The 12,514-nt window shown below is 40.7% G+C and carries 6 protein-coding genes and 3 pseudogenes; 4 read left to right on the top strand and 5 right to left on the bottom strand.

What is annotated here, in order from left to right:
* Positions 1–237: 237 nt before the first annotated feature.
* From ACFIM1_RS03925 to ACFIM1_RS03910, 4 genes and pseudogenes are all read left to right on the top strand, one after another.
* A pseudogene (locus ACFIM1_RS03925) lies at positions 238–498 on the top strand (TrbG/VirB9 family P-type conjugative transfer protein); the annotation flags it as partial.
* A gap of 27 nt (positions 499–525) precedes the next feature.
* Entirely contained in the window at positions 526–1,713 is a 1,188-nt protein-coding gene (virB10, locus tag ACFIM1_RS03920) for a type IV secretion system protein VirB10 (protein ID WP_375606525.1), read from the top strand.
* A gap of 21 nt (positions 1,714–1,734) precedes the next feature.
* Entirely contained in the window at positions 1,735–2,787 is a 1,053-nt protein-coding gene (gene virB11, locus ACFIM1_RS03915) for a P-type DNA transfer ATPase VirB11 (RefSeq protein WP_375606526.1), read from the top strand.
* Between the two features lie 720 nt (positions 2,788–3,507).
* A pseudogene (locus ACFIM1_RS03910) lies at positions 3,508–3,763 on the top strand (Arm DNA-binding domain-containing protein); the annotation flags it as partial.
* Between the two features lie 748 nt (positions 3,764–4,511).
* On the opposite strand, the gene ACFIM1_RS03905 reads toward ACFIM1_RS03910, so the two are convergent.
* From ACFIM1_RS03905 to ACFIM1_RS03885, 5 genes and pseudogenes are all read right to left on the bottom strand, one after another.
* The gene (locus ACFIM1_RS03905) at positions 4,512–4,715 is read right to left on the bottom strand and encodes a hypothetical protein (RefSeq protein ID WP_375609304.1); all 204 of its coding nucleotides are present in this window, start codon (positions 4,713–4,715) and stop codon (positions 4,512–4,514) included.
* 1,045 nt (positions 4,716–5,760) lie between these two features.
* Positions 5,761–7,125, bottom strand: coding sequence for a phosphoglucosamine mutase (gene glmM / locus ACFIM1_RS03900; protein ID WP_375609303.1), 1,365 nt, complete (start codon positions 7,123–7,125; stop codon positions 5,761–5,763).
* 550 nt (positions 7,126–7,675) lie between these two features.
* Positions 7,676–9,844 carry an ATP-dependent zinc metalloprotease FtsH gene (gene ftsH, locus ACFIM1_RS03895; RefSeq protein ID WP_375608107.1) on the bottom strand — a complete coding sequence of 723 codons (2,169 nt, stop codon included), beginning with the start codon at positions 9,842–9,844 and terminating at the stop codon, positions 7,676–7,678.
* A gap of 114 nt (positions 9,845–9,958) precedes the next feature.
* Positions 9,959–11,446 carry a tRNA lysidine(34) synthetase TilS gene (gene tilS / locus ACFIM1_RS03890; protein WP_375609302.1) on the bottom strand — a complete coding sequence of 496 codons (1,488 nt, stop codon included), beginning with the start codon at positions 11,444–11,446 and terminating at the stop codon, positions 9,959–9,961.
* A gap of 18 nt (positions 11,447–11,464) precedes the next feature.
* A pseudogene (locus ACFIM1_RS03885) lies at positions 11,465–12,514 on the bottom strand (tol-pal system protein); the annotation flags it as partial.

Genomic DNA, 12,514 nt, shown 5'->3' with positions numbered 1-12,514 from the left:
GGCAACAGGGTAACTGACCATGCCATTAGCGCACGCTTCACCCTAAGACAGGGAAAAAATATCCTATGCGTCTTTAACGAAGCCTATCAACCCAAAGGTATTAATCTAGGAACCGAAACCACCTCACCAGCTGTTGAACGTAAAATTGCATCAGATCTTTAAATAAGCGGGAATTAAAGGGGACAACACATGAATGATAAATCAATCATCGAAGATCGAGGCACTATTGGGGATAGCAGAACAACAACATTGTCTTTTCCCGACAACCAAGAAATCCCTGCCATTTATATTGTAAACAATGACGGTACAGAATCACTAGTTCCCAAAACCACAAGAGGCAACAGGGTAACTGACCATGCCATTAGCGCACGCTTCACCCTAAGACAGGGAAAAAATATCCTATGCGTCTTTAATGAAGCCTATCAACCAAAAGGTATTAATCTAGGAACCGAAACCACCTCACCATCTGTTGAACGTAAAATTGCATCAGATCTTTAAATAAGCGGGAATTGAAGGGGACAACACATGAGTGATAAATCAATCATCGAAGATCGAGGATCTATTGGAGATGGCAAAAACAATAGCGCCAAAACCGCCGGCAAAAAAATAGTTGTCGCAATAGCTTGTATAGGAATCTGCGGCTATGTCCTCTGGAACATCTTATCCACCCCCACAGAACAAAAAGACACCGCAAAAGCTCATAAAAAACAAGAACAAAGCTTTCACAATTCCCTCGCCCCTTTAGAGCTCGTCCCCTCTGACCCGCGTGCAAACATAGCGCCAATAACCTTACCACCCCCACAACCACTCGCACAAGAACCGAAAAAAGATGATCCCTTACTTGATGCCGCAAGACGCGCCCCCGTTCTTGCTTTTGCCAAAGGCTCTAGGTCTCAATTAAAAGACATTGTCAACACGACTCTCAATCCCTTTGAAAAATTCAATACCCTTGAAAATCTCGCCAATATGAAAAATTCCTCTGCCCTTCAAGACACACAAAATTTTGCGACCCTACTAAAGCCTACCAAAACAGAAGAAGCAAAAGCAAAAGCAAAACTCATCGGCAATAGAAACTTTATCATCGCCATGGGAACCTCTATTCCCTGTATCTTAGAAACGGCATTAAACAGTGAGCAACCAGGCTTTGCAAGCTGCATTATTAACCGTGATATCCTCTCCGACAATGGTCGCGTTGTTTTACTTGATAAAGGAACTCAAGTGATTGGCGAATACCGCGGAGGGATAAAACAAGGTCAATCCCGCCTCTTTGTTCTCTGGACAAGAGCAAAAACTCCAACCGGTGTCATCATCGACCTTGCCTCACCCGCAACAGACAGTTTAGGAAGAGCTGGTTTTGATGGCAACATCAACACCCATTGGTGGGAACGCTTTGGCTCTTCCCTTTTGTTGACCGTTATTGATGGTGCCACAACAGTTTTAACAAATAAAATAGTAGGCAATTCCAATAAAGGAGGTTCAAACAACTCTGGAGGCGGCGGTTTTGAAGGCGCAAACAACACTGGAAAAGAAGCCGCCAGTATTGCCCTTGAAAATCAAATCAATATCCCTCCTACCTTAGAAAAATTTCAAGGCGAACTGGTCAACATTTTCGTAGCAAAAGATCTCGATTTTTCCTCTGTTTATAAATTAACCATCACAAGAAAAAAGAGAAACGCTTTCTCGCGTTCTACGCCAGGCTATTCCTTTTTTTAATTCTCACGTTCAGAGTATATTATGCCAACAGCAAAAAACATAGAACGAGCCTCTATCGTTTTAACAAAATTAAAAATCTTAGATGACTTCCTCAATGATGAGAATTTATTTGAGATTGTTGTCAATCGCCCAGGCGAAGTGATTGTTGAGGGTCCAAATGGTTGGCAAACCCACATCTTAAAAGAGCTAACCTACAGCGAACTAGAAGGGATTGCGAAAGTTGTTGCTGCCTACACAACACAAAAAATTAGTGTAGAAAATCCCGTTCTTTCCGCAACACTGCCCAATAACGAACGCATACAAATTGTCATGCCCCCTGCTGTTGCCCCCAACACCATGAGCATGACAATTCGTAAACCTTCATCACGCACTTTTTCTCTTGAAAGTCTACACGAAAACCAGCTATTTTCTGTCACCAGAAACGTCAGTTTTACCCCCCTTGAACAAATGACAAAACGGGCAAGTGAACTCTCTGATACAGAAAAAGAGCTAACAGATCTCTTTATCGCCAAAGACTTTTGTACATTTTTAGAACGCGCTGTTGTTACACAACAAAATATCTTAATCTCTGGAAAAACCGGTTCTGGTAAAACAACCCTCTCCAAAGCTTTAATTGCAAAAATCCCTGAATATGAACGCATTCTCACCATAGAAGACACGCCCGAGCTTGTCGTTCCACACACAAACAAAGTGCAGCTCTTTTATTCAAAAGATAATCAAGGCTTAGCAAAAGCTGGAGCAAAAGAACTGCTTGAATCTGGATTGCGTATGCGCCCCGACAGAATTCTTTTGCAAGAGCTGCGTGATGGTACAGCCTTTTACTATATCCGTAATGTCAATTCCGGTCACCCAGGTTCTATCACCACCGTTCATGCCTCAACAGCACTCGCCGCCTTTGAACAAATGACCCTTTTAGTCAAAGAAAGTGACGGGGGTGGTAATTTAGCACGCGACGATATCCGCGGCTTATTAATCTCGATGATAGATGTCATCATCCAATGTAAACGTTTGGAAGGAAAATTTCGTGTAACAGAAATTTATTACGACCCTTTCAAGCGCCGTGATGCTTTTTAAAAAAAACGATACCCTCCCCCTCTTATGCCAATAGAGATTTTTTAAGAGCACAATTGATCGCTTCAGGTTCATTTTCAATGATTGAAAGTAACAAACGAGAAAAAGTATCTATAGAATATCGTCCCTGTTTCCAATCACGAATGCGCCTTACAGAAAAACCAAAACATGCCGAAAATGATATCTATAACCCTATATTTTTTCTGATTTTTTTGACATCAATGTTTGCAAGGATATGGCTACCAAATTTATGACCTCCGCTTCACCTTTAGCATAAGAACAAAGTATTGATTTATATAGATAATTTAGCGTTATTCAACTTGAATTAGAACCCTGAATATCGTACAGTTCTCTCATTTCAAACTTGCTTATCTTGAAACAATCAAAATCACTTGCTTGCACACTACAAGCGGATAGTCCATGTGAAAAAACCGTACAAGAAAGAATTAAAAATGGCTCTTATGAACCCTCTCTAATGCCAAGGACTATCGCAGCACTCACAAGCTGGCAAAGTGTGTGACGGTGCACCGGCTCGCTTCTTCATAAACATGCAATACATTGATTTATAATGATAATTCACTGTTTTGTATGTTGAATGAGAGTCCTGAATATCGTACAATTCTCTCATTTCAAACCTGCTTATCTTGAAACAATCAAAATCACTTGCTTACACACTAAAAGCGGATAGTCCATGTGAAAAAACCGTACAAGAAAGAATTAAAAATGGCTCTTATGAACCCTCTCTAATGCCAAGGGCTGTCGCAACACTCACGAGCTGGCAAAGTGTGTGATGGTGCACCGACTCGCTTCTTCAAAAACATAAAGATGGAGGTGTTCAATGGCTTTATCGTTATACCATTCATGGTCGGCGCCATGAAAAGGGCCTGGGTGCCTTAAGAAATGTTTCTTTAAAACAAATCCGTGAAACTGCACACAATGGTGTGCTATTTTACGTGAGGGTCGTAACCCCATTAAGAAAGAGCTTCACAAGCTCCTTGTAATATACGCAATCCTACTTATTTGCCTTATCCATTATTTTTTCCTTTCGATATTCGTTTAAGAGTACAGTTAAAATTCACTTAAGTTCATTTCTTTCTAGCTTACTAGCTTAATTAAATTTCCTTGAGATAATTTACTGTAAATATCTAAGAGAAACACCGGAATATTTTGACCACCAAAAAGGGTATAACCCTATATTCCCCACTTTTACCCTTATGCTTTGTTGGGAATCTAACTTTCCTTGCTCTCACCTCATTCCTTGCATAAAAACACCAGCATCTGGATTAGCAGCAATTTAAAAAAACAATATTAAATAATGCTTCAGGTGATATGCCTTCCTCTTTCGCACAAGTTAATTGACTTTCCCCCACACCTCAAAGGAGTGAGATTCCTACCCGCCACGAGCCTGTCAAAAGTCCAGCATCTCTCGGCGGCTTCCTGCTACTGACCACTCACGCGATTCACTTCATAGGCGCGACAGACAAACCTTGCCCTGAAATACTGATCACGATATCTAAAAACATTCAATATATAAAGCTTTTCATGGCTTATACCACCGCTCTAAACAACGGTGTTTTACGGCATAATAGGATAAGCTATCGTTTCGATCATTGTTTGCATAATTGTTCAATATACGGAATCCCTGTAAATTATCAATAAAAATACGTGATACCCGTAACTATAATGATGTAAATTAAAAGCCAATTTTAAATGAATGATCAGAAGTATCAAATATCCAAATGACGAAATAAATCCTCCACATCTTTTACAAAAAAAACATCTTCTCCTCTTTCACTTTTCTCAAAAATTTCAAGCGTCTCGCATGCTGGCACCATCACACACTTTGCCAGCTCGTGAGTGTTGACAGCCCTTAGCACTAGAGAGGGCTCATAAGAACCATTTTTAGTTCTTTCTTGTACGGTTTTTTCCACATGGACTCCCCCCCGCTTGTGACGTGCAAGCAAATGATTTTGATTGATTCAACATGGAATAGATTTGAAATGAGAAAATTTTACGATATTAGGGGGCTAATTCAACTTGAAGAACGCTAAATTATCATTATAAATCAATATATTGTTTCATTAGGAACATACATATCAAACGACAAATCCCTTTTCATTGACAACTTTAATCAAAGCAATCCGTACAAAATAAGACACAGTAAGCCCTAGAGGCGCTAATATTTCATGGGCTTTTTTAAATTCTTATCTATACATGCTCGCACAATATCTCTTGAATTCACCGCTATATTTATAAGTAACCCTCCTTTAGTTACTCTTTAATGAGACCCCAAATGAGCTACAATAAAAAGTTTCTAATGCATTAGGTTTCTTGACCGTATCACATCTTTTGACTTTGTACGCACAGATGCGTTGTTGATCTCTTGTATATGTCTTTGTTGCAAAAATTGAACAGCTGTTTGAAGCTCGTTCACTAGCTTTTTATCCTGAAGTTGTTCTTTAGGGAGAACTTTTGATGAATCAAACCCATAGTTATGAAGTACATCCCAAGACAACATTAAAGACAAAATCACGAAACGACATCGCTTTATCAGTATAAATTGCCAAACCCTTTTTTATCTAATCTCTGATCCTCCCTTATATGCAATGTATAAAGGATAGATTTTCGCCATTACACGAATCCCAAAACTCCTTCATCAACAACCGTTTTTCTTGGATAACCGTTTTGACTGACTGCTCTCACCAGCTTTTTCTTCTATACAACTCAAGAATTTTCATCCCTCTCTCAAGATCTCCCCTCCTCTAGCACACACAAGCCTCCAAGCTTTAGTCTTTATTCTTTTTCTTCCCCTCAACCATCATAAGAAGCCTCCCCTTTATTCAAAGGTCACCCGCTTGAAGTCTACTCAACGTTAGAAATATCCCCTTATATTCCAACAAATAATTCCCGTAGCAAACTTCCCTTCTATCTCTCAAAAGATTACCTGATTACTTACCTCACAGCATTCAAGATTCCTCAAAGCACAGCACCCACGTGTGCATCATGTTGCGTAATAACATCCATCAACTCTGTTACGACCGCATCCAACACTTCTCGTGCATCGCCTTCAGCCATAAGGCGGATAACCGGTTCAGTTCCAGAAGCACGGATAACGAGGCGTGCTTCTTTTCCCAACTTTTTCTCTGCTTGATCAATAGCCGTTTTAACAGGATTTTTTTTCAGGACATTTTTATTTTTAACCGTTAAATTTTTTAAAATTTGCGGTACAGGTTCAAACCGTTTACACAATTGGCTCATAGGGCTTTGGCTTTCTTTCATACAGGCTAAAACCTGCAAGGCAGCCACCAAGCCATCACCCGTTGTGCCAAAATCACTGAGCACAATATGCCCAGAAGCCTCACCACCAACATTATATCCCTTTTGGCGCATGGCATCGACAACATAACGGTCTCCAACTTTTGTCCTTACAAGGTGCAACCCTTTGCCGTTCAAGAAACGCTCTAGTCCAAGATTTGACATAATTGTTGTAACAACACCATTGCACCGTAATCGTCCCATTTTATGCCAATTTTCAGCAATTACAGCAATCAACTGATCTCCATCAACCGTTTGTGCTTTTTCATCAACAATGAGAACACGATCTCCATCTCCATCAAGAGCAATACCCACATCAGCACGTACTTCATGCACTTTTCGTTTTAAAGAACTTAAATCGGTTGACCCACATTTTTGATTAATATTGGTACCATTTGGCTCATCATGAATAGCAAAAACCTCAGCCCCCAATTCCCATAAAGCACGAGGAGCCGCTTTATAAGCAGCCCCATTGGCACAATCCACAACAATACGCACAGCATCCAAGCGAACATCACGCGGCAGAGTTCGTTTGGCATATTCAATATAACGATAAATATCCCCTTCAACCCGTTTTGCATAACCAATTTCGGCAGAACTTGCTAAAGATTTTGAAAGATCTGTATCGATTAATTGTTCAATTTTCGCTTCCATATCATCTGAAAGCTTAAAACCATCAGGACCAAAAAGTTTAATTCCATTATCATAGAAGGGGTTATGAGAAGCAGAAATCATCACCCCAAGATCCGCGCGCAAAGAGCGGCAAAGCATTGCAACAGCAGGTGTTGGCACTGGACCCAATAAAAAAGCTTCCATCCCAGCAGCAGTCAATCCTGAAACCAAAGCGTTTTCCAACATATAGCCCGATAATCGTGTATCCTTTCCAATCACCACACGACGTGATTGATGTTGTGAGCGGAATAAAACCCCTACCGCCATCCCTACCTTCATAGCAAAATCGGGTGTCATCGGAAATGAATTGGCTTTCCCCCGAATTCCATCTGTACCAAAATATTTTTGTACCATACCTCTTTCCTTTAATATCTACTTTTTCCCTTTGACTTTTTTAAACCCCTAAAAGCCCCCTTGGTACAATAGTCCTCCTCTCCCCGTATAAAATCAGATCATTGATCTTAAACCTTCATGCATTTAGACAATCAAGCCCCCTATTCACCATCTACACATCTAAACCACTCTCAAACAATTATGTTACACCCTCACACATAAAAGAAATATTATCTCCTCAAAATGCTCTACACATCCCTTTAACACAACCAACGGATAATCTCACACACTTGCTAAATCCGTAAAGAAACTCAGCACCAAACCTCATACCCTACCAAATCAGCAAGAAAATCTATCACCTAACCTTACAACCCCTACCACATTAGAAAAGCAACAGTACACCTCGCCTTGTAGCATGCTAAAGCCGTCATCATACAACGGCTTTGCTTAATTTTTTTGCTTCCATATTTTTGCAAATATTGCAAGAAAGGCGCAAACAAAGCTTGCGCCTTTCTCAAAAAATTTAGAAGTTTTCCTAAAACATCGTCACTCAAGCGTTCTTAAAAGGCTCCTATTTTCCTTTATCATGTCCCACCGTATTTGACTTTTTTTCTGCACTGCTTTTACTTTTAGAGCGGTTGACTGATTTTGTGGTACCTTTTGTGCTTTGCGCTTTTTTCTCAGTCTCATCCGATTGCACTTTTTTAGACTGAAGCTCCTTAGGTTCAACATCACTGGATTTTGCTGTTTTCTTCCCTACAGCTCCCTCTGCCTTACCCTCTTCTAGTTTATCAGTCTCTACCTTATGAGTTGCTATTTTAGGCGCTGTTTCAGCGTCTTTTTCCTCTGCGCCTGCTGTCTCTACCCTCACTGTTCCAGTTTTCGGAACAGAGGATCCCCGTGGTGCAGCATTCTCATCTTTCTGTGTGCGTGAAGGAGGCTTTCCTGCAATAACTTCGTTAATTTCAGCTCCCGTTAAAGTCTCATATTCCAACAAACCTTGTGCCAAAGCAAACCATTCTTTTCTTTTTGTTTTCAAAATTTCTGTAGCATTTTTATAGGCATCATCAATAAGCTTACGCACTTCCATATCAATCATGCGCGCTGTTTCTTCAGAAACGTTTTGTGTTCGCGCAACAGAATGACCCAAAAAGACTTCATCTTGGTTATCTCCATAAGCAACATTCCCAAGCAGATCAGAAAATCCCCATCGTGTGATCATTGCGCGCGCTAATTTGGTTGCTTGTTCAATATCAGAAGAAGCACCGGAGGTGATATTTTCCTTTCCAAATTTCAATTCTTCAGCCACACGTCCACCCATCATAATGGCCAGACGAGAAATCATCCAACGATAACTCATGGAATAGCGATCACCTTCAGGCAATTGCATCACCATTCCCAAGGCCCTTCCCCTTGGGACAATTGTTGCTTTGTGGACAGGATCAGCAACTGGCACATTAAGAGCCACAATAGCATGTCCTGCTTCGTGATAGGCAGTGAGTTCTTTTTCTTCTTGTGTCATAGCGGTTGAACGACGCTCAGCCCCCATCATCACCTTATCTTTCGCATCTTCGAATTCTTGCATTGTCACGACTCTTTTATTACGGCTTGCAGCCATAAGAGCAGCTTCATTGACCAGATTCATCAGATCCGCACCGGAAAATCCTGGTGTACCTCTTGCCAAAATCTTCAGATCAACGTTGGGCGCTAAAGGCACATTGCGCACATGCACTTTCAAGATTTGTTCACGCCCAGAAACATCAGGGTTTGGCACAACAACTTGCCGATCAAAACGCCCTGGTCTCAATAAAGCGGGATCAAGGACATCGGGACGGTTTGTTGCAGCAATAAGAATAATACTTTCATTGGGCTCAAACCCATCCATTTCAACAAGCAACTGATTTAAGGTTTGCTCGCGTTCATCGTTTCCCCCTCCTAGTCCAGCACCCCGATGGCGCCCAACAGCATCAATTTCATCGATAAAGATAATACAAGGGGCATTTTTTTTAGCCTGTTCGAACATATCACGCACACGGCTCGCCCCAACACCTACAAACATTTCAACAAAATCAGACCCTGAAATGGTGAAGAATGGCACATTGGCTTCACCAGCCACAGAGCGTGCGAGCAAAGTTTTACCGGTTCCTGGAGGACCAACAAGCAAAACACCGCGTGGAATACGGCCTCCTAAACGTTGAAATTTTTGTGGTTCGCGTAAAAATTCAACAATTTCTTGAAGATCTTGCTTTGCTTCTTCAACACCGGCAACATCTTTAAAAGTAACACGTCCTTGCGCTTCATTAAGCAATCTTGCTTTTGACTTCCCAAACCCCATTGCACCGCGTGATCCATTTTGCATTTGCCGCATAAAAAAGACCCACGCCCCCACGATAATAATAACAGGCAATAAGGAAAAGAGGAGATTGAGGAAAATACTATTTCCAGAGCTTTCAGGAATAGCTTTAACATTGACGTTTTTGCTTTCCAATTTTTGTATCAAACCTGGATCTCGTGGAGCATAGGTTGAAATAGCTCTATGTTCAATAGTTTGTCCTGTTAACTTTTGACCTTGAATGGTCACAGATTTCAACTCATTATTCTCAACTTTTTGTAAAAATTCAGAATAAGAAACCTCTCCACCACCAGAACGCTGACTATCTCCATTAAAGAAAGAAAACGACACAATCAAAATTAAGGCAATAACTCCCCAAATGAGGAGAGAGCGGTAATTGGAATTCATATTCAGCCCACTTAATCAAATCTAGATTTCAAACATTTCCCCTTAACATATAACCTTGTCAGCCCCTTGCCAAGGGATGAGAAGCTGTTTATTCTCTTTTAGAGTAATTTTTCTTTATCTTTTCACTTCAATATTAAAAAAAGGTTCCACAACACTCACCAGTGCAGCGTCCTCGCGCGAAGAAAGCCAATAGAAAGGTGCCATAATCCGCCTGATGATAACATTTTTATGAACAACCGCTTGAGAAATCAACTCTGGAATATCACACCCTTTGTCATTTGAGATCATCACCAGCGATTGTAAAGAGGGAAAATGAGGCTTTTCAAGCTCAAAATCGCTATTTTTTAATAAAAATTTCAGCTGTTCTAAATTTGCGGCTCCAACTTTTATAGCCTCGGATCCATGATTTGTAATCTGATAGCGCCCATCCCATATAAAAGTTTTATCTGGCTCAACGATAGCCTCTTTTATATTTCGCCCTTCTCGCCACAAAGAAATTCCCTGCTTGTTATATTCAATAACAGAGCCCGCATAAGTAAAACGCTTCTTTTCTGGAGAATCGAGACAGAGTTTTTGAACAAGCATGCTTAATTTTTGATGAGGAAGCAAATAAAATCCCCCTCCCATCAGCACGGCAAAAAGCCCCACCACGAAAGGAAAACTGGAATGTTTCTGTAAAAATAGCGCAGGCTTTACGATGAAACAACGCCCATATTGAACAGTAATATCCAGATCTAAAATAAAATCGGCAATATTTTGCGCGTGTTGACGACGTTGCAATGCGGCTTCATTTATTTTTTTAGCAATATCAACAAGCTTTTCGGAACGCAGAGAATGACGCACACGCACGCGTTCAAAATTATGATCTTCATTGGTTGGATCATCAATCCATGTTTGTCCTTGTAAGCGTAAATAATTCCGTAATGTTTGGCGTTTTACACCAAGGAGTGGACGAATCAAACGCACTTTTCTATGCAACAACGCCTCGCGCGGAATACAGGATAAACCACGCTCGTAGAGCGGACCATCGTTTTTTTCGGAAATATTTTTTCTTGTTTTTCTGGCATGAAACTCATCACGTATACCCTCGGCTTCACCGCGCAAAATACCATCAAAACCACTGACATAAACCTCATCGCGCATGGTAACAGCTTCACTATATAAAGCACCTCTGTTCTTTTGGAGACGTTGATACCGCATTTGATAGGTTTCAACCTGATCATTGAGTGTATGGCCCGTCATAATAACTGATGCGCCTTGTTTTTGTGCTTCTTTAACCAAGAGATCGTAGCGTGCAACACGCGCGCTGGAAGCAATATGCGTCTTTGGCTTTTCGCCTTCCCATCGCACAGTGATATGTTGAATATCATGGACACGACAAATTTTCGCAACAGTTTCTGCCTCACGCATCGATTCTTTACGCAATTGATGATCAACCGTGACAACAATCATTTCTGGAGGAAATACGAGAGTTTCCAAATGCTCTTTGACCAAAAACATCAAAGCCAAAGAATCACTTCCCCCTGAGACGGCAAGAATCAACTTCTGACATGGAATAAAATCCGATGTTTTAAAGAGATTTCTTGCCAGTCTAACGCACACCGAAAACGACCTCGCTGTTTATTTTGCAGGTTTACAAAAAACAGATGCTAATGTTTGTTGACGTTTTGATTTTTTCACAAAATGAGTACAATCCTCTTTATTCACCTCAAGGGCAACCATACTTCTTGCTAATTTTAACAAAATTTCAGAAGTATAAAGCTTCTTTTTATCTGCATACCATGCCGTAAGATAAACTTGTGCGGCTTCATGATAGCGTTTTTGCCCCAACAAAGATTCTGCCAACCAAAACAAAGCATCATCACTCAAAGGATCTTTTTTGTAACGATTTTGAAAAGTGCAAAAGGTTTTTTCAGCTTCAACATAGTTGGCGGAACGAATAAAATCATAACCTTCTTTATACAAAGCTTTGGAAGAAAAAAGAGCCTCATCTGCACTCTGTTGTTCTTCAATATGATCACTTACATCATGAGCTTTTTTTAAATGATCTCCTGTTTCATTCGCATCTTTATGATTTTTTTTCAAATGGTTACTGTTTTCATGATCATGGCGCTTCCCCTTAGCCTCTGCAAAAGCAACCTCTATCTGATCACCTGTACTATGATCCTGCACCATCTCTTTTTTTACAGTCTGAGATTGTTCATCTAAAGCGGCATTTTCAAAGGAACAAGAATAAACAGAAGAGTCTTTTTTACCAAAAAGCCGAGAAAACTGCTTGTTAACATTTTTCAAATTGTTATGCTCAAGCACCGCTCGTATCTTATGCAAAAGCTTATCTAAATCATAATCTTTAAATAAATCCTGTTGATTTTCTAAAATAATTCCTCGGTATTCCGCAATATCCGACGCTTTCTTTACCGCATCAGATGCGGCTTTACCCGCAGCATCAGGGGTGTTTTTCATCACATCAGAAGCTTTATCGGCAGCATCCGTGGCTTTCTTTACCGCGTCAGATGCGGCTTTACCCATAGCATCAGGGGTGTTTTTCATCGCATCAGAAGCTTTATCAGCAGCATCCGTAGCTTTCTTTACTGCATCAGATGCGGCTTTACCCGCAGCATCAGGGGTGTTTTTCATCACATCAGAAGCTTTATCGGCAGCATCCGTGGC

It is taken from the genome of Bartonella sp. AC158YNML, from assembly GCF_042196725.1.
Lineage (GTDB): Bacteria > Pseudomonadota > Alphaproteobacteria > Rhizobiales > Rhizobiaceae > Bartonella.
Note: the sequence above shows the minus strand (reverse complement) of the source record. Positions and strands in the feature narration are given on the sequence as shown.